The following is a 24114-nucleotide window of genomic DNA, read 5'->3' on the forward strand; positions in this document are numbered from 1 at the left end:
CTTGTGTCCGGCTTCCGCATTGGCAATCCCGATTGACGGGTGCCTATATGGTGCGAGCGTTATGCAATCGCGTCACGTGCTGCTTTACGAGCAACGTCTTTGATCTGCCACTGGGAAATCCCGACATCATCAAGATCGCGCTTATCAAGGCCGTAAAGTTCATTCGCGACCGAGCGTGCATAGGCCCAACGGCGAACAGCAACAAGAATACTGGACAGGAACATGTTGAACCTCCTTGGGTTACTATTTTGAATGCTGCCTTGGAGGTAACCTCCAACTGTCTGGCGCATTCATCAGCTTGCTTCGCGTTGCAATATGTCGAAATTCCACTTGATCCTCAACCACCAAAAAATGCATATCATCTGTGCCATTTATTCACAGATAAACACACATGAACAAACCATACCCGACAATCCGTGGCTGATACGGCGATTAAGTATGATGTTTTGAGTTGAAATATACCTGAACGCGCATAGTGCAGCGCAGCATTTTCGCCAGATTTTCAGACCAAAACACCCTGCCCTAGGCGTTGCCCTCTGCAACCTTGGCAAAAGGCAAAGCCGATTGAAGGGCATGGACGGTAAGCGGCGCGGCAACGCCTTTGACCGCGAAGTCACCACAGCAAACCGTCGGCTCGGTGATGTGGCTTGCCAGAACATCTGACATCAACAAGGGTGTGCCGATCTGTTTGGTCAGGCTTTCCAGACGGGCTGTCCGGTTTACCGCCACCCCCATCACGGTGAAATCCAGTCGGTGGGTACCACCAACATTGCCATAGACCACTTCGCCGTAATGAAGCCCGACGCCAAAGCGAAGGATTGGCAGTCCTTCTTCCAAACGTTTCCGGTTCACATTTTCCAGATCGGCCAAGGCGGCCTTTGCCGCACGCACGGCGTTTTCACAGACACTTTCGGCGGATTGATTGTTTTCCTGGGCAAAGACAATCAGCATCGCATCGCCGACAAAACGCAAAATTTCGCCCCCGTGGGCGCGCACGGCACGTTCGACCGTTTCAAAATAGACATTAAGACTGTCAAGCAGCTGTTCGACCGACAGGGTTTCGGTCATCACCGTGAAATCGCGCACATCACTGAACCAAAGGGCAGCACGAATGGTTTCACCGTCGCCGCGACGAATATGACCATGCATGACCCGCGCACCCGTGCGTTCGCCCAGATAGGTATCAAGCAACGAATGTTCGATCCGTTTGGTCACATGCAGTTCAAGCACCCCGCCAACGTGATCCAGTAATCCTTCGAAACAGGCGATTTCGCTATCATCGAAACCGTCGGGCTGATCTGTTGCGATGGTCATAACGCACCAGCGGCCGCCACTGAACCGAATGCGGGTACAATAATAGTCGGTCAACCCCATGCCGATCAGTTCGCCGACGAGCGGGTGATGATCGGCCGGATTGACCCTGGCAAGGTGAATGCGCACCGGGCCACCATGCAGGTTCACGTCTTCGACCGGGCTTCCGATGTAAGAACCGCTTTCATGAATGCCGTGGGTGGCCTCCCACAGACGGGCCCCGTGTTCGCGATCCCAAAGAAACGACCAGACGGCGACTTGCGGATGGAGTGCCTCCATCGAGCAGCGCATGCGTGCAATATGAAATCCTTGGGCGTTGAGCCGCGTCATCAGTTGGTCAAGGAAGGCATTTGCATCCTCGATCAGGCGACCTTCTTTGGCAATCCAGTCGATAACAGGTGCGCTATTCCACATGGCCGTCCTCTATTCCCCTGTTATCGCATGATAATCACGACTAAATTCAATGCACTTATTCCGATGCGTCACAGCTTTAATGCCGACAAACGCCCTAATTGTTTTTGCTGCTCTGCAATATATTAGCGATGTATATTGCCAATTTTGTAACAAAGTGTTTCAGTTCGCAATCTGGAAACGCCCTGTTACAGTTTTGTGGATGCATTGTGCCCCTTCTCGCAGCATGTTGTCGCTGCAAATGGTTAAAAGCCAGGGAGGAAACCTAGATGTATCTGCGCAAAACCATCCTCGCCACTGGTGTGGCGTTTTCTGCACTCGCGACTGCTAACTTTGCTCATGCCGAGCCGACCGCTGAAGTTCTGCACTGGTGGACTTCGGGCGGCGAAGCAAAAGCTGTCGCATCCCTTAAAGAAGATTTCGAAGCCAATGGCGGCACCTGGGTTGATAGCCCGGTCGCTGGTGGTGCTGGCGATGCAGCCATGACCGTTCTGCGTTCGCGCGTTCTGTCGGGTGATGCACCGGCTGCTGTTCAGCTTAAAGGTCCGGCAATTCAGGAATGGGCCGAACAGGGTGCCCTTGCTGATCTCAATGACGTTGCCGCTGCTGAAGGTTGGGATGACGTTATCCCGGCTGCGATCCAGGACGTTATGAAATACGAAGGCGACTATGTTGCTGTTCCGGTAAACGTACACCGCGTTGACTGGATCTGGGCAAACCCGACCCTTCTGGCAAAAGTTGGTGCCGATTCCGCACCGACCACCTGGGACGAGTTCAACGCCCTTGCTGACAAACTCCAGGCTGCTGGCATCACGCCGGTTGCCCATGGTGGTCAGCCGTGGCAGGACGCAACCGTCTTCGAAACCGTCGTTCTTGGCCTTGGCGGCCCGGAATTCTTCCAGAGCGCTCTGGTTGATCTCGACGAAGACGCACTGAACTCCGACACCATGAAAGCGGTGTTTGACCAGATGCGCAAAATCCGCGGTTATGTCGATGCCGACTTCCCGGGTCGTGACTGGAACCTTGCAACCGCAATGGTCATGAATGGCGAAGCCGCCATGCAGATCATGGGTGACTGGGCAAAAGGCGAATTCCTTGCTGCTGGCAAAGTACCGGGCAAAGACTTCATCTGTGCAGCAACCCCGTCTGAAAACGGCTACCTGTTCAACGTTGACAGCTTTGCCATGTTCAACGTTTCGGGCGACGACAAGGTCGCTGGCCAGAAACTGCTTGCCGAACTGATTGTTGGCGAGAAGTTCCAGGAAACCTTCAACCTTCTCAAAGGTTCGATCCCGGCACGTTCAGGCGTTTCGCTTGATAAGTTCGATGATTGCGCCAAGAAGTCCGAAGCTGACCTTCAGGCCGCACAGGAAGCCGGTGGTTTCCTTCCGTCCATGGCACATGGCATGGCGCTTCGTGGCCACCTTGCAGGTGCGATCGTTGACGTCGTGACCGCACATTTCAACTCCGACATGTCGTCTGACGAAGCCGTCTCGCGTCTGGTCGAAGCTGTTGAACTGGCCAAAGACTAATCTCATCTGATCAGTACAATCTGAGATATGAGCAATTTGCAGGCCCCGGAATTTCCGGGGCCTGTTTCCCACTCATTTAACTTTTGAGGCAAAGGTTATGGGGGCTTCTCAAAGCACCGAAAGCAACCTGACGGCCAGCATCCAGCGTCATCTGTCCAAGATCGTTGTTGCACCGTCCTTTGCTGCGTCCCTGTTTTTTGTCTACGGGTTCATCCTGTGGACCGGCTATATGGCGTTTTCCAAGTCGCGCATGCTTCCCGTCTGGGATTGGGCAGGGCTTCGGCAATATGAACGTCTGTGGCAGATGGAACGCTGGCATGTTGCCATTGAAAACCTGCTGATCTTTGGCGGTCTGTTTATCGTGACCTGCCTGATCATCGGGTGCCTTCTGGCAGTTCTTCTTGATCAGCGTATTCGCGCCGAAGGTGCGCTTCGTACGATCTTCCTTTATCCGATGGCCCTGTCCTTCATCGTGACGGGTACTGTCTGGAAATGGCTTCTTAATCCGGGCCTTGGCCTTGAAAGCATGATGCATGACCTCGGCTGGACGAGCTTCAAGTTCGACTGGCTGGTCAATTCGGACATGGCGATCTACACGGTTGTGATCGCAGCAGTCTGGCAGGCATCGGGCTTTGTCATGGCAATGTTCCTTGCGGCATTGCGCGGCGTCGATCAGGACATCATTCGCGCAGCCTATATGGACGGTGCCAGCCTGCCCCGGATCTATTTCGGTATCATCATTCCGTCGATCCGCCCGGTTTTCCTGAGTGCGATCGTCGTTCTGGCCCACCTTGCCGTCAAAAGCTTTGACCTTGTCATTGCGCTCACCGGTGGTGGCCCGGGCTATTCATCCGATCTTCCGGCAACCTTCATGTACACGATGGCCTTCCAGCGTAACCAGCTTGGTGTTGGTGCCGCCAGTGCCATGATGATGCTGGCGACCGTTATGGCGATCATTGTGCCGTATCTGTATTCCGAACTGCGCGGAGGCAAGAAAAATGGCTGATATTCAGACCTATAGCCACGATGCAGGCTGGAAACATACCGTTCTGCGCGGGTTGCTGTATCTTATTCTGATCCTGTTTGCGGCCTATTACCTTTTCCCGCTGATCGTCATGATTTCGACCTCGTTGAAGTCGCTTGACGAAATTCGTGAAGGGTCGCTGATTTCGCTGCCGCGTGTGGTGACGTTTGATGCATGGAACTATGCATGGAACGAAGCCTGCGTTGGTGTCGAATGTACCGGGATCAAAATCTATTTCTGGAACTCGGTCAAAATGGCGATCCCAGCTGTTCTGATTTCGACCTTCCTTGGTGCGATCAACGGCTATGCGCTGACCAAGTGGCGGTTCAAGGGGGCGAACATCGTCTTTGCCCTGCTGCTGTTTGGTTGCTTCATTCCGTTCCAGGTCGTTCTGCTGCCGATGTCACAGGTTCTTGGCAAGCTTGGTCTTGCCAGCTCTACCCCGGGCCTTGTTCTGGTCCACGTGGTTTACGGCCTGTGCTTCACCACCCTGTTCTTCCGGAACTACTACGTTTCGATTCCGGACGAACTGGTCAAGGCAGCCACCATTGACGGTGCCGGGTTCTTCACCATTTTCTGGCGCATTATTCTGCCGATCTCGACCCCGATCATCGTGGTTTCGGTCATCTGGCAGTTCACCCAGATCTGGAACGACTTCCTGTTCGGTGCCTCGTTTGCCTCTGGCGCAAACGCACCGATGACCGTCGCACTCAACAATATCGTCAACACCACGACCGGCGTGAAACAGTACAACGTTGATATGGCAGCAGCCCTGCTGACCGGCCTTCCGACGTTGCTGGTTTATGTTCTCGCTGGCAAATACTTCGTCCGCGGCCTGACCGCCGGCTCGGTGAAGGGATAAGCAAATGGCATCACTCACCCTCGATAAAGTTCGCAAGGCTTTTGGCCCTGTCGAAGTTCTCAAGGAAATCAATCTGGCGATTGACGATGGCGAGTTTCTCGTCCTTGTTGGACCGTCGGGTTGCGGCAAATCGACCCTTCTGAACCTGATTGCAGGTCTGGAAACAGCCACCGACGGGGAAATCCGCATCGGGGATCGCGTTATCAACGACGTGCATCCCAAAGACCGTAACATCGCCATGGTGTTCCAGTCCTATGCGCTTTACCCGAACATGACGGTGCGCAAGAACATCACCTTTGGCCTCGAAATCCGTGGCGTTTCCAATCAGGAACGTGACAAGGCCGTTGCCGATGTTGCCAAACTGCTTCAGATCGAAGCACTTCTGGATCGCAAACCGTCCCAACTTTCGGGTGGTCAGCGTCAACGTGTTGCCATGGGCCGCGCGCTTGTCCGTGATCCGGATATCTTCCTGTTTGACGAACCGCTTTCAAACCTTGATGCGAAACTGCGTGTCGACATGCGGACCGAGATCAAGAAGCTGCATCAGCGTCTTGGCTCGACCATCGTTTATGTCACCCACGACCAGATCGAAGCCATGACCCTGGCCTCGCGCATCGCGGTGATGAAGGACGGTATCCTCCAGCAGTTCGATACGCCGCAGAACATCTATGAACGCCCGAACAACATGTTTGTGGCCGGCTTCATCGGATCGCCGTCGATGAACTTCATTGATGCGACCCTGACCGAAGACAACGGCAAGCTGGCCCTGACCATTCCGCGCGATGGCAACCCGATTGTCCTGCCGCTGTTTGAGGCGCCGGAAAGCTATCGTGGTTATATCGGCAAGGATGTCGTGTTTGGCATTCGTCCCGAAGCCCTGACCCACAAACGTACCGGGTCGGACGAACCGGGCAGCCAGTATGTCAATTTCGACAGCAAGGTCGAAGTGATCGAACCGACCGGTGCCGACACGATGACCGTGATCGAAATCGCCGGTAAGGAAATCGTGGCGCGCGTCCGTCCGGACCGTCAGCCGAAACCGGGCGAGAGCATGACGTTCTCGGCCGACATGTCTCAGATCAGTCTGTTTGACCCGGATACCGAGTTGCGGATCTGATCTGATTGGCGGGTGGTTCTGGGGGCCACCCGCCATTCTTCTTTTTGGGCCCTGCTCCACCCGATACTGTTCGACTTCGGCCTAAACCCTGCGCGGCAGGGACACGATAACTTCCAGACCTTTTCCCGGCATATTGCGCAACTCGATGCGCCCGTCATGGGCATCAATCACGGTTTTCACGATCGACAGCCCAAGGCCACTGCCCCCGGTGCTGCGCGCCCGTGATCCTTCAACACGATAAAACGGCAGGAACACCTTATCCTGATGTTCGACCGGGATCCCGGGCCCTTCGTCACGAATGGTGACCAGCACGGTATCCGCCGTTGCTTCGAGGCTGACATTGGCGCGATGGCCATATTTCAGGGCATTTTCAATCAGGTTGGTAAAGGCACGCTTTAACGTGCCCGGACGGCAAGACAACCGGATACTGCGTTTGCCCTCAAAGGAATGGGCATCATCATTGCCGCCGAACACAGTATGGACCGAACTGAACTGCAACGGCTGTGGCCCGGCAAAGCTAACCGGGCGGCCAAGATCGGCATAGTCGTCACAGATGGCTTCAAGCACGGAAATGAAATCAACCGTGCGTTCTTCTTCCTTGGCGATCCAGTCGCCAAGGAAATCAAGCGCGTCATTGAGCAGACTGTCCATTTCATCAAGATCGCGCAAAACGGTTTCGCGCAGCTCATCATTTTCAATGAACTCGGCGCGCAGCCTTAACCGTGTGCTGGGTGTGCGCAAGTCGTGCGAAATCGCGGCCAGCATCCGGGTGCGATCACCCAGCATCCGTGAAATACGTTCGCGCAAATCGTTATAGGCTGCGGCCATTGACCGGGCCTCGGTCGGTCCGCGTTCCTCGACCGGTGGGCCGCTGACATCATCGGCGTGATCAATGATTGCACGCGTAAGGCGCTTGAACGGGCCTGCCAACAAATCGGCAAGCCCGGCAAACACGACAAGAACCGCCGCCACCCCCATCAGGAACATCAGAAACACCAGCGACGGCGATGAATAATTCGCCCACAGCTCGTTATGGTGCACCAGAATGCGTTTGCCTGACGGCATCATGATTTCCACCTGTGCCTCAAGCCCCAGACGCGCAATTTCACGCGACAGTTCTGCAAAGAACAGGCTGGGATTTTCGGTGGCCTCGATGGTGGCGCGCTGTTCGGCACTTAAACGACCGCGTTCGAAATTCACCTTGACCGAGGTCGGCCAACCGGTATTGGCCAGTCGGACCGGCATGGCGATATGCTGTGCGGGTCTGGAAAACAACAACAATGTCCCGACATCATCAGATGGCAGGATGCGCATTGTCATGCCATCGCGCGCGGCGATGTCGATGATGTTTTCTTCAAATTCCGGGTTTTCGGCAATCCGTACCAGTTCGCGAATGGTAAAGCCCAGTGTATAGGCCCGGCCAATGCGTTCGTCCCGCTCGATCACATAATAGGATGCCATGGCGCTAAGGGCAGCAATGATCAGTCCGCCCAGCATCATCAAAAGAAAGATACGCCCGCCCAGCGTGCGCGGCTTGTAGCGGCGCATATAGTTGCTGAATTTTGCGAACATATCGGCCATGGGTCGGCCTAAATCGTTTGGGTGTCGGCGCAGAACTGATAGCCGATGCCGCGCACTGTCTTGATCAGTTTCGGGTTCTTGGCGTCTTTTTCGATTTTGCGGCGCAGGCGACTGATCTGGATATCGATGCTGCGATCAAACGGCAGCGAGCTTTGCCCGCGCACAATATCAACAAGCTGTTCACGCGATAGCGCCCGCTTGTTGTTCTTGACCAGCGCCAGAAGCAACGAAAACTCGCCCGTCGACAGATGCACGGCGACATTATCGGCATCGCGCAATTCACGTGATCCGATATCAAGCGTCCATTCACCGAAAATGATCTTGTGCGCCGGGGCGACTTCGTTATCAGACGGCCCAACCGCCCCCGTTTCAAAGCGCCGGAACACAGCACGGATACGGGCCAACAATTCACGCGGGTTAAACGGTTTGGTCAGGTAATCATCTGCACCAAGTTCAAGGCCAAGAATACGGTCAGTATCCTCGCCCACCGCGGTCAGCATGACAATCGGCACCTTGGAGGTCCGTCGAACATCCCGGCACAGGGCAAAGCCGTCCTCGCCCGGCAACATGATATCAAGAATCACCAGATCGATTTTCCAGTCGCGCAGTGCACGATGCATTTCATTACCGTCGGACACGGTGGTAATGCGAAAACCGTGTTGCAACAGGAACTTCTTCAAAAGCTTCTGGATTTCCTGGTCGTCATCAACGACCAGAATATGTGGTTCACGTCGCGTCGTCAGTGTCCCGAACTCCCCTGATATTCATCGGCCATGTCCCCGACCGCGGCGGGAGTTTAGTCGATATCGCCACCGGTTTGAACCGTTTTCCATCTGGCGTTTAAAAAGGAAAAAGCCGGGCAATGCCCGGCTTCCCCATATCCAGTCGTAAGGGCTGTAATCAGGTTACTTCAGGTCATAAACCTTGGTGCTACCAGATACTTCCGATGCCACCACCAGCATTGCATTGCCGGTCGGGCTGTCCTTGGCATCAACAAACTGCAAGCCTTCGGGGGCCAGTTCACCGGCAGTATCATTTTCCGGATTGCCTGAGAAACGACGATCACTGTGATAGGTGACGAATTGCGGGTTGGTCGGGTTGGTCAGATCATAGACCATGAAGCCACCCTGACGTTCCAGCCCGATAAAGACATAGGGCGTCCCGTTGACATAGCCACTTGCAATGCCTTCTGGCTCCGGGCCCTTGTCATCGGAGCGGTTGTCACGGCTGTAGTTTTCAGTATCCGAGGAATTGAAAACGTTGGGATAGTTCGCCGCCAATATCTGCTCAAACGCATCACCACTGTCAAAGACCATTTCACCGTCTGCATCCAGCACCGAGAACGACCGCGCGCCATAGCTATAGATGACATCGAAATCACCATCGCCATCAACGTCACCCTGCGCGGTTGTGGTCTTCAAACGACCAAGATTTTCATCCTTTTGCAGGGTGCTTGCGGTTGGGAAGGCCACCGGATCAAGCGTCAGTTTGCCAACGCGGGTTTCCTCGCTGTAACCGTCATAGTCGCGTGAATCGCCTTCATTGGCGATCAGGACCCATTCCTTGCCATCAATATTGATCGCATCGATGGTGTCAGGCATGAACATGCCCATCACCGGCCAAGTGCGGATATTGATCCTGCCGTCCTTGTCGCTGGCATCAAAGGCATGGACCGAATGATCCTTGAAGCCAAGACCGGCGACGTTTTTGACCGTTGCAGTTTCGATATCGACAATCGCAACCGCGTTGTTTTCCTGCAACGACACATAGGCCGTTTTGCTGTCATTGGAGACGGCGATATATTCCGGCTCCACATCCTGTGCCACGCTTGAAGTACCCGGATTGGACGTACGCATGCCATGGGGCAGCTTGCCATCATTCAGGAACTTGAAATCAACCGTGCGGACGTCATCATCGGACAAGTTTTCTGCACCACCGGCCATGGAAATGATCGAAACACTACCTTCCGGATCATTGGTGAATGCGTCATTCGGCTCACCCTCATTCGCGACCAGAACATATTTCCCATCCGGGGAAAACTTGATCATGTCGGGCAGTGCGCCAACGGTGACCGCTGAAATGAACCCGCCATCGGTATCAAAGAAAACGGCCTGACCCGGTGCCTGCTTATCGCTGTTTTCCACGGCCACGGCGACAACGCCATTTTTGATGGCAACACTGTTGGCACCCTTGCCCCAGGTAGAAAGATCAATCGCAGCGATCTTGGTCAGTTCGGACGGATCGGACATATCAAGAATATCGACCACTTTGTCCGCGCCATTGACGACAAAGATGCGCTTTGACACCGGATCAAATGCCGGAATTTCCGCCGCACTTTCATCCAGCATCCCGGTCCGATACTCGCCCATCGGCACAATCGTGATCGGATGCGCACCCGCATTGATGACGTCACCGGCCATCTTGGTGTGGTTGGGTGCAGTGCCTGCACAGGCTGTCAGAAGCAAAGAAACAGCGGCTGTCGCCATCAATGAAGAACGCATGTTTTCCCCTTGGAATAACCGTAATCAAAGCAGGCAGACTGCGTGTTTGTTGTAACGGTTTCATGACTTGGTCGTGACAGTTTCATAAATTTCTTATCGGTGGGACTGCTCCAATCCCTGTCTGGTTTCGTATCAAAACTATAACTCGAAACAATCCGTCGGGATTTGCCCCGCGACCCAGACAGGAGCCACACATGCCACGGATGTCAAACGTGAATATTGCGATCATTGGTGCCGGAATGGCGGGCCTAAAGGCGGCCAGCACGCTGCACCGCATCGGCATGAATGTAACGGTGTTTGAAAAAAGCCGCGGTCTTGGCGGGCGGCTGGCGTCACGGCGCACCGACTTTGGCCATTTCAATCATGGTGCGCAATATGTGACAGCGCGCGATCCCGGCTTTAATGCGTTTTTGCAAGAAGCAACCGAGTTTAACGCGGCCCAGAACTGGTCGCCCAACCTGCATCGCGGAACGTCCGCCCCCGCACAATCCGGTGCGGCACTTTCACCGATCGCGCGCCATGTCGGCAACCTTGCCGAAGAACCCTGGTATCAGGGTGCGCCGCAGATGAACAAACTGATCCGCCCACTGGTCGACACCTTCCCGATCCAGAAACAACACCGCATCGTCGGCATCGAGCCGAGCGGACCGCGCAGTTTTATACTCCATGATGATCTGGACGGGACTTACGGCCCGTTTGATGGTGTGATCGTCACCGCCCCTGCCCCGCAGACTGCCGATCTTTTGCGCCCGCTTGCCCCGCGCTATGCCCCGATTGACGAGGTTGTCATGGCGCCGTGCTGGGCAGTGATGGCCGCCTTTGAAAGCCCGCTTCCCACCGGCTTTGACGCGATGTTGTATCCGAGCCCTGAAATCAGTTGGGCCGCGCGGAGCAGCCAGAACGATGACATGTTCCACCGTCGCACACCCGATCCGTGGGTGCTTCATGCCAGCCCGGAATGGTCACGCCAGCACCTTGAAGAAGACAAGGACCGCGTGATTGAAAAGCTGTTGGCCGCCCTTCGTGATGTCAGTGGCGTGAAACTGCCTGAACTTCATTCGGTGCAGGCCCATCGCTGGCGCTATGCCCGTACTGAATTGCCGCTTGGCAAAAGTCACCTTAATGGCATGAATGGCCGGGTGATTGCCGCAGGCGACTGGTGCCTTGGCGCACGGGTCGAGGCGGCCTGGCGCAGTGGCCGAACAGCGGCACATGCCATGGTCGAAGCCCTGATCGGGTAATCGGTAAACGTGATCCGAACGCAGTGTCATGCCAAAAAATGCCAATGGACGTCGTCACAGCAAATCAGATTTGCCGCAGAAAACCTGCGTGACATGCGCACGACCGTTTAACTGGCGGCGCAAATGGAAGGATTGCTGGGACGAGGTTCAATATTGTTCTGACCGGTGCCGTCGCCAGCGAAAGCAGCCTGCAAAAACGGACATGCAGGACCAAGTATCATGATGTTTGACCGAAAAGACGAAGATCAGCCAACCTACGCCATCCTGCGCCAGCGCGTGATTGATCTGGCAACACAGCGCGGGCCGGACAAAACGATCTGCCCGTCAGAGGTTGCCAAAACCTTTGGATCTTATTGGCGGGATTTGATGCCGCGCGTGCATCAGGTGGCAGAGCAACTATGTGCCGAACGCAAACTGACATTTGAAAAGGGCGGCATCAGCCATGGCCAAAACCGCCCTTCGGGTAACTATCGATTGCGTATCGTCGCTGATGATCAGGACGACTAAGCCAGCTTATGCGCCGCGCAAGGCATGCAGCCGTTTGATCAGACCGGCCGTCGACGCATCGCGCGTACCGGCATCTTCCTTGCCCTCGACCATCGGAAGCAGTTCCTTGGCAAGTTGCTTGCCAAGTTCAACGCCCCACTGGTCATAGGAATTGACGTTCCAGATGATGCCCTGAACAAAGATTTTATGTTCATACATCGCAACCAACCGGCCAAGGGTAAAGGGATCAAGCTGCTTATAAAGGATCATGGTGCTGGGCTTGTTGCCATCAAACACCTTTTGCGGTGCCAGCACGTCAATCTCGGCCGGTGACAGGTCACTGCCAGAAAGCTCTTCACGGACTTCTTCTTCGGTCTTGCCACGCATCAATGCCTCGGCCTGTGCAAGGCAGTTCGACACCAACTTGTCGTGATGGTTGGCCAACGGATGTAGCGCATTGGCCGCCATAATGAAATCAACCGGGATCAGTTCGGTGCCCTGATGGATCAGCTGATAAAACGCATGCTGGCCGTTGGTGCCCGGTTCTCCCCAGATGATCGGGCCGGTTTCATAGGCAATCGGTTTGCCGTCACGGGTGACGGACTTGCCATTGCTTTCCATATCGGCCTGCTGCAGGTAGGCCGGCAGACGCGACAGGTGCTGATCATAGGGCAGGATAGCCTGACTGGATGCGCCCAGCACATTGCGATACCAAACCCCGATCAGACCAAGGATCATTGGAATGTTGGTTTCAATCGGGGCTGTTTTGAAATGGTTGTCCATCGACTGCGCCCCGCGCAGCAATTCTTCGAACTTGTCATACCCGACGGCCAGAATGATCGGCAGACCGATTGCCGACCACAGGCTATAACGTCCGCCAACCCAATCCCAGAAACCGAATGCGTTGTTGGTATCAATGCCAAATGCCGCGACCTTGTCCAGCGCGGTTGAAACCGCGACGAAATGCTTGGCAACGGCTGCTTCGTCTTTCAGCATCCCGACAAGCCAATCACGCGCCGAATAGGCGTTGGTTAGCGTTTCGTCTGTGGTGAAGGTTTTGGACTCGATGATGAAAAGCGTCGTTTCCGCATCAAGGAATTTCAGCGTATCGACAATATGCGCGCCATCAACGTTGGACACGAAATGGCAGCGAATGCCATCGATGTGATATGGCCGCAGCGCCTCGTTGACCATCACCGGACCAAGGTCGGAGCCCCCAATACCGATATTGACCACATCGGTGATTTTCTTGCCGGTATGGCCTTTCCATTCGCCGGAATGGACGCGTCCTGCAAAGTCTTTCAGACGGGCAAGCACTTCCTTGACCGCCGGCATCACGTCTTTGCCGTCAACCTCGACCGGGCCACCATCAAGATTGCGGAGTGCTGTATGCAGGACCGCACGGTTTTCGGTGACATTGATCTTGTCGCCTGCAAACATCCGGTCGCGCCAGCCTTCAACATTGGCCGCCGTCGCAAGCTCAACCAGGGCCGCCATCACATCGTCGGTGATCAGGTTTTTGGAGTAATCAACAAACAGGTCATTGAGGGCCGCACTGTATCGTTCAAACCGCGCGGGATCGTTGGCAAAGGCCTTACGCAGATTGAGCTTTTCGGAAACTTCCGCGCCCAGTTGATCGAGTTTATCCCAGTTTGCGGTCATTTTATCAGCAGACATACCACCCTCGGCCCATTCAAATTTATTCATAACAATGCGGTGCTATCGCCAACAGGCTAACACGCGTTTCAAACCATGTGTGGGACAGTTTGCAGCACGCGGCGGCAAGATTATGGCCGCCGCGTGATTTTTCATTTACGCCTGTGATCTTATCGGTTCGAAAGAAAGTCTTCGACTTCTTTTTCCGTCGGCAATGCGTTGATGGCACCACGCTTGGTTGCCGTAATCGCGCCGACCGCATTGGCAAAGCGGCACGCGGCTGCAAGCTTGTCTTCGGACCCCAGAAGCTCCGGGTCCTTCAGCAGGCGCGACAGGAAGCCTGCCGTGCAGCCATCCCCTGCCCCGGTCGCATCAACCGCCGTGATTTCAAAGGACGGCACAAAACCATCAAACGCCGGTGTGATGTAACGTGATCCCTTGGGACCGTAAGTCACAATCATCGCACGCCACTGATCACACCACAGATCCTTGATGCCTTCTTCAAGATCATCCTTGCCGGAGACAAAAGTGATTTCCTCGTCCGACATTTTGACGACATCGGCCTGACTGATCGCCAAACGCAGGATTTCACGTGCCTTTTCCGCACTCGGCCACAGCGGCAGGCGCAGGTTCGGGTCACACGAAATGATCGCGCCGTTCTCGCGGGCAATTTTGATCGCTTCAAGCGTCGCCGCGCGCGGGTCATCATCGATCATGCAAAGCGTTCCATAGTGGAACAGATCGGTTGATTTCAGCATGTCCTGATCAAGATCAGCAATGCTGAGCAACATGTCAGCAGACGGGCTGCGATAGAATGAAAATTCGCGTTCCCCATCGGCACGCAGGGAGACGAATGCAAGCCCGGTCAGGGCTTCCTTGGTGAGCACAATGCCCGATGTATCGACATTGTCTGCCTTAAGGGTATCGACCAGAAAATGGCCAAAGGCATCATCGCCGAGTTTACCGATAAAACCGGTTTCAATACCCAGACGCTGCAAACCCACAGCCGCATTGCCCGGTGCGCCCCCGGCCGCCTTGGCAAAGGCCGGCGCATCGGCAAGGCCGGTTCCGGTCACGGTCGGAACAAAATCAATCAGCAGTTCCCCAAGACAAACAGCTTTGGCTGTCATGACGTTTCTCCGTTCGAATTGTCCGCAAATTCGGCGGATCAATAGTGTGTGGTCTGTGGGACCCACCGCCTTTTAAATCGATTCAACGCGTCAGACAAATGCTAATCGAACGCGGCACCGCATTCGCCAGCATATCGGCTTTTCACATTCTTGCGCAAAAGGCTTGGCCCCAAAAGATTAGGGCTTCAGTGCGAAAATCGCCCCGGATATAAAGTCGCGAAATCAAAACCAAACCACACTAGCAGACAACAGGGCATTTTCATGAGCACACTCGTCGCACGAAATCTGATGCAAAGTTTTGATCAAATTACCGACTATTGGTCGCCAAAGATCATCGGTGAGGTGAATGACCAATATCTGAAAATTGCAAAAGTAAAAGGCGAACTCGTCTGGCATGCCCATGACGAGGAAGACGAGCTGTTCCATATCGTCAAGGGGAGCCTGATCATCGAGTTCGAAGACCACAAGGTCGAACTGAGCGAAGGCGAGTTTCTGACCATCCCCAAAGGGGTCATGCATAACCCGATTGCCAAGGAAGAGTGCTGGGTCCTGCTGATTGAAAGCAAATCGACCAAACACACTGGCAATGTTGTTACTGAAAAAACCAAAACCCTATCGCAGCAGTTGTAACGTCCACGAAGTTGCTGCGACAGAGTGCCTGTGGTGGGCGAGTTACGTCCTCTGCAGGCCTTTGCCAAAGCCGACTTCGCGTTGGCGTTCAAGTTCGGTCATCCAGCGTTCGAACATCGCATCACGCTCAAGCTGAATGGCGTAGTGGCGATGAAGGGCTGCGGTCAGGCGCCCTTCGCGGCCAAGAAGTTCATCGGCAAAGGCGATCATGACCGAGTTCGGCCAGGCAATCGGACGCATTTCGCGGATGGTGGTAAAGATGCTGTCTTCATCACGGTCCGGTTCGCACTGTGCCATCAGGGTGATCATGGCGGCGGTCGAACGCGACACGCCCATGTGACAATGCACCAGCAAATGGCCATCGCGACGATCCGCGCGGCTTCCGATCAGGGTTTCGCCGTAGGCAAGGATGGCTTCGACATCAGCCTTGGTCGGGGCAGGACGGCCTTCCTTGTCCTCGATCACGTCATGGAAACGTAAAATAGTGCGTTCATGCGGGTCAAAGTTGGCAAAAATGGTCGGGTCTTCACGTTCGGGATCAAGGACTGACAGGACATGGGTCACACCATGGCTGCGATGGGTCGGCAGCTCGTCAATGCCACAGATGGTCAGGCGCGAAATAGCAATTGGTTTCATTTCCGTATCTCTTGTCTTCTTTTGTTTTTCTGATTGCTATCAGAGCACAGGAAAATGAAAAAACAAGGGCCGGTATCATGAAATAATACCGGCCCCCTAAATTTTTGATCTGAAACGTCAGATTACTTTGCGCGGTTAACCGCATGAATGTTCAGCATTTCCCACGCCATGGTCGCACCGGCAAGCGCTGTGATGTCCGAAACATCATAAGGCGGGGAAACTTCGACAACGTCACTGCCGATCAGGTTCACATGCCCCGCAAGACCGCGCAGGATCGATACAGCCTGATGGCTGGTCAAACCGCCCAGAACCGGCGTACCTGTGCCCGGTGCATAGCACGGATCAAGCCCATCAATGTCAAAGGTGATATAGGCCGGGTTGTCGCCCACCGTGGCCTTGATCTTTTCAACAATGGCGTCAATCGACATCGACTGAACATCCGGGCCATACAGGATATTAAACCCGTGGGTCGATTCATTGTGCGTGCGAATGCCAACTTGAATGGATTTTGACGGATTGACGATGCCCTTTTGGGCCGCGTGCCAGAACATGGTGCCGTGATCAATCCGATCGCCGTCATCTTCCCAGGTGTCGGAATGGGCATCAAACTGGATCAGTGAAATGCCATCACCATACTTTTCGGCGTGCGCCTTCAGGATCGGATAGGTGATGAAGTGATCGCCACCGATGGTGAGCATCTTGGCGCCGGACTGAACGATGTCACGTGCGTGATCTTCGATCATTTCCGGAAGCTTTTCCGGATGGCCCGGATCAATAACCATGTCGCCATAATCAATCACCGCCATCTCGGCAAAGATATCACGGCCAGACGGGAAATGCGGTGCCCAGGCAAGGTTGGTCGATGCACGACGCACACCCTGCGGGCCCAAACGCGTGCCCGGTCGGCTTGATGTTGCCAGATCATAGGGGATACCGGTCACAGCAACATCAATCCCATTGAGATCGCGCGAATATCGGCGGCGCATGAAGGACAGCGCACCGGAATACATCGGTTCGCTGGTGTTCTGATGCACAGATTTCGCCGTAAAGGCGTTATCACCGCCCTTGGTGTCAATGACCCCGGTGCTGCTCATTTTTAAACCCTTCTTACTTCCCGTATCAAACCCGGACCGTCTGCCTGCCAGCGGTCGACGGAGTTCTTACGCGTCGCCCAGTGCAATCCAGGTCGACTTGATTTCACAATATTTGTCCAGCGCATGCAGCGAACGGTCGCGACCGGTACCGGACTGTTTGTAACCACCAAACGGCATCGTGATTGATCCACCGTCCCAGCAATTGACCCAGACAAGACCCGAACGCAGTTTCTTTGCGGTCATGTGTGCCTTGTTGATGTCGCGCGTCCAGACTGCTGCTGCCAGACCATATGGCGTATCATTTGCGGTCTGAACAGCCTCTTTCCAGTCCTTGACCGAAATAACCGACAGAACCGGGCCAAAGATTTCTTCCTTGGCAATCGTCATGTCGTTCTTGATGCCGTCAAACACGGTCGGCTCGACATAATACCCACCAGATTCGGTGCGAACCCGTTTACCACCAGTGCGAAGGACCCCGCCCTCGCTGGATCCTTTTTCGATATAACCCAGAACACGGTTCATCTGGCTTTCATCGACAATCGCGCCCATCTGGCTTTTCGGATCAAGCGGATCACCCGGCTGCATTTTCGCACCTGCGGCGACCACCTTTTCAATAAACTCGTCCTTGATGCTTTCTTCGACAATCAGGCGCGAACCAGCCGTGCAGACCTCGCCCTGATTATAGAAGATACCGCCCGCAGCCGCAGCAGCAGCCGCATCCATATCCGGGCAATCGGCCAGAACGATGTTCGGGCTTTTGCCTCCGCATTCCAGCCAGACACGCTTCATGTTCGACTGACCGGAATACTGCAAGAACAGCTTGCCGACTTCGCCCGACCCGGTAAAGGTCACGCAATCAACATCTTCATGCAGGCCAAGCGCCTTCCCCGCCGTTGGGCCAAAGCCCGGCACAACGTTCAGAACGCCTTCGGGAATACCGGCCTCAACCGCGATTTCCGCCACACGAAGGGCGGTCAGTGGTGACTGCTCAGCTGGTTTGAGGATGATCGAGTTCCCCATCGCCAGGGCCGGGCCAAGCTTCCAGACTGCCATCATCAGCGGGAAGTTCCACGGCACAACGGCGGCAACCACGCCCAGCGGTTCACGGGTGATCATGCCGATTTCATTGGTGCCCGACGGAGAGATTTCGTCATAGATCTTGTCAATCGCCTCGGCATACCAGCGGATGCACTTATAGGACAGCGGAATGTCATCGCGCGCCGCCAGCGTGATCGGCTTGCCCATATCAAGGCTTTCGAGAAGCGCCAGTTCGGCCGCGTTCTTTTCAAGCAGATCGGCGAAATGCAGCATGATTGCCTTGCGTTTCGCAGGGGCGGCTTCGGACCAGCTGCCTTTTTCAAACACCGCACGCGCCGATGCCACCGCGCGATTGACGTCTTCGACGTCACATTCGGCAACCTTGGTCAGCACCGACCCATCACGCGGACTGATGCAATCAAATGTCTTGCCGGATGCCGCATCGACATAGGCACCGTTGATGAACGCCTTGTTACGAATATCAAGGGCGGCGGCCTGCGCGGTCAGTTGTTCAAAATTCATCGGATTGGTCATCGCAAGTCTCCTGACGGATGGCGCGTTTGGATTTTTCAAAGTTGATCGTGGCACGTGGCACCTTGATAGGCACTCTGGCAGCACGATCTGTCATCAATATGACGGTGGCGTCGCCGCACTGACGACTTCACATTCCCCGTCACCCACATTTCGAAAACGATGTGGAATTTCTGCATTGAAGTAATAGGCATCACCGGGGCCAAGTACCTTGACCCGTTCACCCACCGTGACTTCAAGCTTGCCACGGACGACAACACCGGCTTCCTCGCCCTTCTGGACAATCAGGTTGTTACCGGTATCCCCGCCCGCAGGGTATGTTTCATGCAGCACGCGCAGGTTACGATCCTTGCGCGATGCCCCGACAAGACGCATCGACATCGTCCCGTCAGACAGTTCGACAAGGTCTTCTTTCCTGAAAAAGATTTCTTCACCGGTATCAAGATCAATGGTGAAGAAATCAATCAGGCTCATGGGAATGCCAGCCAGAACCTTGGCCAGGCTATCAACAGACGGGCTGACCCGGTTCTGTTCAATCGTCGAGATCGTGCTGTTGGTCACACCGGCCCGGCGGGCCAGTTCACGCTGCGACAGCCCGTACATGCTGCGCACCGCCTTCAGACGATCCCCTACCTTTTGCGACATTCCCGTCTTTTCCCTGTCAAACTTTATTGTTGTTTTGTCTGGTTAGACCGCGTCGAGATACCAGCGATATTCCAGCTGGGTGACTTCGGCAAAGAACTCGTCATATTCGGCACGGCGACAGATATCGAACACCTCGACAAAACGTTCGCCGAGATATTCCTTGACGATGTCACCTTCGACAAAGCGGTCGAGGGCCGAAATCATGCTGCGCGGAACAATGCGACCGCCATGCTGTTCATAGCCGTTGCCAACGGTCGGTTCACCCGGATCAAGTTTGTTCTTCATGCCGTGATGCATGCCCGCCAAAACACACGCCAAGACCAGATACGGGTTGGCATCGGCACCCGACACGCGGTGTTCAACACGGGCGGCCTTCGGGCTGCCAGCCGGAATACGAAGGGCGACGGTACGGTTGTTCAAACCCCAGTTCGGTGACATCGGCGCATAGGCCTTGTTCTGGAACCGGCGGAAGGAATTCGGGTTTGGTGCAAAGATCGCCATGCTTTCAAACATGCTTTCCTGCAGGCCACCAATCGCAAAGCGCAGATTGTCCGACACTTCCTCGTCACCTACCGGCGACAGGACATTATTGTCATCCTTGTCGCGCAGCGACACATGAACATGCAGGCCATTGCCCGCCTGATCGGAATACGGTTTTGCCATGAAGGTCGCAGTCACACCGTGATCCCAGGCAATACCCTTAACCACGCGTTTGAGCTGCATGGCGTGATCTGCCGCCATCATCGGATCGGTCACGTGACCAAGATTGATTTCAAACTGCCCCGGGCCTGCCTCGGCAACGATGGTGTCGGCCGGAATTCCCTGACGGTTGAGTTCGGCAACCGCATCATGCAGGACTTTTTCAAAATCCTCGATCTGTTGCAGGCCATAAACCTGCACGCCGTCAGACGCAATCCCGCCACCAAGCGGCTGCGGCGGCAGCGGTGCGGCGGTTTCCTGGTTCTGATCGGCAAGATAGAATTCAAGCTCAAGTGCCACGGTCGGATAAAAACCATCGGCGGCCATGCGATCAACGACGCCCTGCAACACATTGCGTGGATCAGCAAAAAACTTGGTACCGTCAAGGTTATACAGGCTCATCATCACCTGTGCGAGGGGCAGTTCACCATAAGGCACACGACAAAGGGTCCCCGGGATCGGTTTTGCCAGATTGTCCTGATCACCGCTCGACCAAAGAAGGCCCGTGCCTTCGGGGTTGTCACCCGTGATATCAACCAGGCACATGGAGCCCGGCAGCGTTACACCTTCGCTAAAGCTTTTAAGGAATTTCTGTTTGCTGATTCGCTTGCCGCGAAACACGCCGTTAATGTCGGGAATGAGCAACTCAACAAGTTCGACATCCGGATTTTCTTCAAAGAATCGTTGGGCTTCCGCCCTACTGTCTTCGACGAACGACTTGTTCATCGTCATATACTCCCTGAGAAGGCCTGTTATTAAACTGTAACGCATCGTGCCGCGCCGGATAGCCCCGGTCAAGCCCCTTCGTTCGATATATCGTGCAAATCATGCAATGCACAATTTTCTGGCGCGACAGGATGGCTCAGCAGCACAGACCACTCACATCGACCGCCAGGTAACAAAAACTGACCTTGAATTCCTCAAAAAGATTGTCGAAAAATCCTCTTGCAAAGGTGTTCGAAAAAACGAACACTAAGGTCAGATGTTCAACATATCGCACGAAAGCAGAGCAGCCCCACTGTCAGGAGACGTTATGAATAATTTCGACAAAACCGCCTATTGGCAGGATATTGATCAGGCTCACCACATTCACCCGTTCACCGATACGGCGGACCTGAACAATCGTGGCACCCGGGTTATCACACGTGCCGAAGGCGTCTTTATCGAAGATTCCAACGGCAAACGCTATCTTGATGGCATGGCGGGCCTGTGGTGTGTCAATGTCGGCTACGGCCGAAAGGAACTTGCCGAAGCCGCCTACAAGCAGATGCTTGAACTGCCCTATTACAACAACTTCTTCCAGTGCGCGAACACCCCGGCGATCGAGCTTTCCAAAGTTCTTGCCGAAATCACGCCAGAAGGTCTGAACCACGTTTTCTATGCCAATTCCGGCTCGGAAGCGAATGACACGGTTGTCCGCATGGTGCACCAGTACTGGAACCTTAAGGGCAAACCGGAACGTACCACCATCATCAGCCGCAAGAACGCCTATCACGGCTCGACCGTTGCCGGTGCGTCGCTTGGCGGGATGTCGGGCATGCATTCGCAGGGCGGTGCGCTGGTGCGCGATATCGTTCATATCGATCAGCCATACTGGTACGGCGAAGGCGGCGATCACACCCCCGAAGAATTCGGTCTGATTGCAGCCCGCAAGCTTGAAGAAAAGATCAAGGAACTTGGTGCAGACCGCGTTGGCGCCTTTATCGGTGAACCGATCCAGGGTGCTGGTGGCGTGATCATTCCGCCGTCAACCTACTGGCCGGAAATTCAGCGTATCTGCAAGAAATACGACATCCTTCTGATTGCTGACGAAGTCATTTGCGGCTTTGGCCGGACCGGCGAATGGTTTGGCTCGGACACCTTTGACATCAAGCCGGACCTGATGCCGATGGCAAAGGGCATGTCTTCGGGCTATTTGCCGATCTCGGCTGTCATGGTTGGCGATCGGGTTGCCGACGTCCTGATTAATGAATGCGGTGAATTCACCCACGGTTTCACCTATTCCGGTCATCCGGCATGTGCGGCTGTGGCGCTTGAAAACATTCGCATCCTGCGTGAAGAAAAGATGGTCGAACGCGTCAAGGACGATATCGGCCCGTATTTCGCCAAGGCGCTGAAAACCCTTGAAGACCACCCGCTGGTCGGTGCGGTTGAAACCGTCGGTCTGATTGCCGGTATGCCGCTGGTGGATGACAAGAAAACCCGCAAGATGTTTGACAAGCCAGGCACCGTTGGCACGATGTGCCGCGATGCTTGTGTTGCCAATGGCGTGATCATGCGTGCCTGTGGTGATCGCATGGTACTGTCACCGCCGCTTTGCATCACCAAGGAAGAAATCGACGAGCTGGTCAAACGGGCGCGTGCCGCCTTTGACGAGACCGCGAAGAAACTTGGCAAAATGTAATCCGGTTTCGATTACAGTAACTTATACAAATACCCGGCATGAGTTATCATTGCCGGGTATTTTGATTACAGCGATAATAAACCGCCCACCAAAGCCTGCCCCACAGGCACGCACATCCCAACGCCCCTCACCCAAGCCAAGCCCCAAAAGAGCCCACCATGCTAAAACGTATCTATCAACCCGCCGCCTATCGCACCGACACCCTGCCTGACAGCTATTGGGTCGAAAGCGCATCGCCACTTCCTGTCTGTGAAACCCTGCCCGAAGAAGGTCATCTTAAAACCGATATCGCCATCATCGGCGGCGGTTATTGCGGCCTCTCGACGGCCCTGGAACTGGCAAGAAATGGGGCCAGTGTTGCGGTGTTCGATGCCGGTCGATCCGGTTGGGGCGCATCAGGGCGCAATGGTGGTTTTTGCTGCATGGGTGGCAGTGGCAAGGGATTTGGCCAACTGGCGAAGAGTTTTGGCGAAGACGCGGTCAAACAGTTTGCCCGTCATCAACGCGATGCCATCGATCTGGTGGATCAACGCCTGAATGACTGGGGCATTGATGCGGATCGTCATTCTGACGGCGAGGTGGTGCTGGCGCACAAACCTAACCGGGTCGCAGAACTTGCCCACGAAGCACAGGAACTGTCCCATTTCACAACCATCCCGACAGAACTGCTAAGCCGCGACGCATTGAAGGAACGCGGCCTTTGTGCGGCTGAAACGTATGGCGGTTTGCATGTTCAGGCCGGGTTTGGCATCAACCCGATGAAGTATCTTTCCGGCTTGCATGAACAATGCGTTCGCGCGGGTGTTCGGATATTTGAACAGGCAACCATCGAGCGGTTTGAGGAAGATGGCGATACCTATCGCCTATATGCCGGTAACACCCAAATCACTGCCGCAAAGATCGTCATCGCCACCAACGGATATAGTGCGGAAAACCTGCCCGACTGGATCGGCGGGCGCTTGATGCCGGTCTTTTCGGGTATTCTGATTACCCGTCCGCTTCGCCCGGATGAGCTGGAAAATCAAGGCTGGACCAGCGACCTGATGGCTTTTGACAGCCGTATCCTGCTGCATTATTTCCGCAAGCTGCCTGATAATCGTTTTCTGTTTGGTGGACGCGGCGGGATTACCGCAACACCCAAGGCCTTTGCCGCAGGCAAACAGGATCTGCTCGATAATTTCAAACGCATGTTCCCGGCCTGGCAGGATGTTGCCTTTACCCATCACTGGAACGGGCTTGCCTGCCTGTCGCAAAGCTGGCGGCCTTATATCGGTCAGGTTCCGGGTCATCACGATGTCTGGACCGCCCTTGCCTGGCATGGCAACGGGGTGGCAATGGCAAGTCTGGGTGGCAAGCTTTTGGCAGAACGGATGCTGGGCATCTGCGATGAGGACGATCTGGGCGCTGTCTTGACGACCCCGATGGATAAATTCCCGATGGCGTCATTGCGGCGTGTGGCGCGTTCTATCGGCTATCGCTATTACGGCCTGCATGATCGCTTTGCCTGACCGATAATGCCATAACAGGTGATCTGTTTGCGTTCGGACACAAAGTGACATATGTCATGTCCGAAAATCGCTTCGTC

General features: G+C 54.8%; 22 protein-coding genes. 10 read left to right on the top strand and 12 right to left on the bottom strand.

Going from position 1 to position 24114, the window contains the following annotated elements; genetic code table 11:
- Nucleotides 1-59: 59 nt before the first annotated feature.
- Together TH4_RS20525 and TH4_RS16620 are read right to left on the bottom strand one after the other, a co-directional pair.
- Nucleotides 60-224: a DUF1127 domain-containing protein gene (locus tag TH4_RS20525; RefSeq protein ID WP_008891829.1), complete on the bottom strand. Its 165-nt coding sequence runs from the start codon at nt 222-224 to the stop codon at nt 60-62.
- Between the two features lie 298 nt (nt 225-522).
- On the bottom strand, nt 523-1725 hold the full coding sequence (locus tag TH4_RS16620) for an adenylate/guanylate cyclase domain-containing protein (RefSeq protein ID WP_064782008.1): 1203 nt from the start codon (nt 1723-1725) through the stop codon (nt 523-525).
- A gap of 266 nt (nt 1726-1991) precedes the next feature.
- Here TH4_RS16620 and TH4_RS16625 point away from each other — a divergent pair, with 266 nt between their 5' ends.
- From TH4_RS16625 to TH4_RS16640, 4 genes are all read left to right on the top strand, one after another.
- Nucleotides 1992-3254, top strand: a complete 1263-nt coding sequence (locus TH4_RS16625) for an ABC transporter substrate-binding protein (protein WP_063086948.1) — start codon at nt 1992-1994, stop codon at nt 3252-3254.
- Between the two features lie 97 nt (nt 3255-3351).
- On the top strand, nt 3352-4260 hold the full coding sequence (locus TH4_RS16630) for a carbohydrate ABC transporter permease (protein WP_008891832.1): 909 nt from the start codon (nt 3352-3354) through the stop codon (nt 4258-4260).
- Entirely contained in the window at nt 4253-5140 is an 888-nt protein-coding gene (locus TH4_RS16635; protein WP_063086947.1) for a carbohydrate ABC transporter permease, read from the top strand. Before TH4_RS16630 ends, TH4_RS16635 begins: the two co-directional genes overlap by 8 nt.
- Before the next feature lie 4 nt (nt 5141-5144).
- Nucleotides 5145-6257 (top strand): ABC transporter ATP-binding protein, encoded by a 1113-nt coding sequence (locus tag TH4_RS16640; protein WP_064782009.1) that lies wholly within the window; start codon nt 5145-5147, stop codon nt 6255-6257.
- 81 nt (nt 6258-6338) lie between these two features.
- Here TH4_RS16640 and TH4_RS16645 read toward each other — a convergent pair whose 3' ends face one another.
- The 3 genes from TH4_RS16645 to TH4_RS16655 form a co-directional block, all read right to left on the bottom strand.
- Nucleotides 6339-7838: a sensor histidine kinase gene (locus TH4_RS16645; RefSeq protein ID WP_064782010.1), complete on the bottom strand. Its 1500-nt coding sequence runs from the start codon at nt 7836-7838 to the stop codon at nt 6339-6341.
- Nucleotides 7839-7846: 8 nt separating this feature from the next.
- Nucleotides 7847-8581, bottom strand: a complete 735-nt coding sequence (locus TH4_RS16650) for a response regulator (RefSeq protein WP_063086944.1) — start codon at nt 8579-8581, stop codon at nt 7847-7849.
- A 162-nt stretch (nt 8582-8743) separates the two neighbouring features.
- Nucleotides 8744-10339 carry a choice-of-anchor I family protein gene (locus TH4_RS16655; protein WP_245227969.1) on the bottom strand — a complete coding sequence of 532 codons (1596 nt, stop codon included), beginning with the start codon at nt 10337-10339 and terminating at the stop codon, nt 8744-8746.
- A 194-nt stretch (nt 10340-10533) separates the two neighbouring features.
- Between TH4_RS16655 and TH4_RS16660 the strand changes: the two genes are divergently transcribed.
- Genes TH4_RS16660 through TH4_RS16665 form a run of 3 tightly spaced genes read left to right on the top strand, consistent with a single transcriptional unit; the run spans nt 10534 to nt 12087 of the window.
- Nucleotides 10534-11580, top strand: coding sequence for an NAD(P)/FAD-dependent oxidoreductase (locus TH4_RS16660; RefSeq protein WP_064782011.1), 1047 nt, complete (start codon nt 10534-10536; stop codon nt 11578-11580).
- 28 nt (nt 11581-11608) lie between these two features.
- Nucleotides 11609-11803 carry a DUF2256 domain-containing protein gene (locus TH4_RS20530; RefSeq protein ID WP_083997154.1) on the top strand — a complete coding sequence of 65 codons (195 nt, stop codon included), beginning with the start codon at nt 11609-11611 and terminating at the stop codon, nt 11801-11803.
- A complete protein-coding gene (locus tag TH4_RS16665; RefSeq protein WP_083997155.1) occupies nt 11800-12087 on the top strand; it encodes a DUF3253 domain-containing protein in 288 nt (95 codons plus the stop codon). Before TH4_RS20530 ends, TH4_RS16665 begins: the two co-directional genes overlap by 4 nt.
- Nucleotides 12088-12093: 6 nt before the next feature.
- On the opposite strand, the gene pgi is transcribed toward TH4_RS16665, so the two are convergent.
- Together pgi and TH4_RS16675 are read right to left on the bottom strand one after the other, a co-directional pair.
- Nucleotides 12094-13743, bottom strand: coding sequence for a glucose-6-phosphate isomerase (gene pgi, locus TH4_RS16670; RefSeq protein WP_064782083.1), 1650 nt, complete (start codon nt 13741-13743; stop codon nt 12094-12096).
- A 149-nt stretch (nt 13744-13892) separates the two neighbouring features.
- Nucleotides 13893-14852 (bottom strand): PfkB family carbohydrate kinase, encoded by a 960-nt coding sequence (locus TH4_RS16675; protein WP_064782013.1) that lies wholly within the window; start codon nt 14850-14852, stop codon nt 13893-13895.
- A 261-nt stretch (nt 14853-15113) separates the two neighbouring features.
- Here TH4_RS16675 and TH4_RS16680 point away from each other — a divergent pair, with 261 nt between their 5' ends.
- Nucleotides 15114-15482, top strand: a complete 369-nt coding sequence (locus TH4_RS16680) for a cupin domain-containing protein (RefSeq protein WP_008891842.1) — start codon at nt 15114-15116, stop codon at nt 15480-15482.
- A 42-nt stretch (nt 15483-15524) separates the two neighbouring features.
- Here TH4_RS16680 and TH4_RS16685 read toward each other — a convergent pair whose 3' ends face one another.
- From TH4_RS16685 to TH4_RS16705, 5 genes are all read right to left on the bottom strand, one after another.
- A complete protein-coding gene (locus TH4_RS16685; RefSeq protein WP_008891843.1) occupies nt 15525-16118 on the bottom strand; it encodes a tyrosine phosphatase family protein in 594 nt (197 codons plus the stop codon).
- A gap of 122 nt (nt 16119-16240) precedes the next feature.
- A complete protein-coding gene (gene speB, locus TH4_RS16690; protein WP_064782014.1) occupies nt 16241-17212 on the bottom strand; it encodes an agmatinase in 972 nt (323 codons plus the stop codon).
- A gap of 66 nt (nt 17213-17278) precedes the next feature.
- The gene (locus tag TH4_RS16695) at nt 17279-18784 is read right to left on the bottom strand and encodes an aldehyde dehydrogenase (RefSeq protein ID WP_063086939.1); all 1506 of its coding nucleotides are present in this window, start codon (nt 18782-18784) and stop codon (nt 17279-17281) included.
- A gap of 93 nt (nt 18785-18877) precedes the next feature.
- Nucleotides 18878-19426, bottom strand: coding sequence for a cupin domain-containing protein (locus tag TH4_RS16700; RefSeq protein WP_008891846.1), 549 nt, complete (start codon nt 19424-19426; stop codon nt 18878-18880).
- Between the two features lie 42 nt (nt 19427-19468).
- Nucleotides 19469-20851 carry a glutamine synthetase family protein gene (locus TH4_RS16705; RefSeq protein WP_008891847.1) on the bottom strand — a complete coding sequence of 461 codons (1383 nt, stop codon included), beginning with the start codon at nt 20849-20851 and terminating at the stop codon, nt 19469-19471.
- Between the two features lie 307 nt (nt 20852-21158).
- Between TH4_RS16705 and TH4_RS16710 the strand changes: the two genes are divergently transcribed.
- Together TH4_RS16710 and TH4_RS16715 are read left to right on the top strand one after the other, a co-directional pair.
- Nucleotides 21159-22529, top strand: coding sequence for an aspartate aminotransferase family protein (locus tag TH4_RS16710; RefSeq protein ID WP_063086938.1), 1371 nt, complete (start codon nt 21159-21161; stop codon nt 22527-22529).
- A gap of 158 nt (nt 22530-22687) precedes the next feature.
- Nucleotides 22688-24037: an NAD(P)/FAD-dependent oxidoreductase gene (locus TH4_RS16715; protein WP_064782016.1), complete on the top strand. Its 1350-nt coding sequence runs from the start codon at nt 22688-22690 to the stop codon at nt 24035-24037.
- Nucleotides 24038-24114 lie beyond the last annotated feature (77 nt).

This window comes from Thalassospira tepidiphila MCCC 1A03514 (genome assembly GCF_001662875.1).
GTDB lineage: Bacteria > Pseudomonadota > Alphaproteobacteria > Rhodospirillales > Thalassospiraceae > Thalassospira > Thalassospira tepidiphila.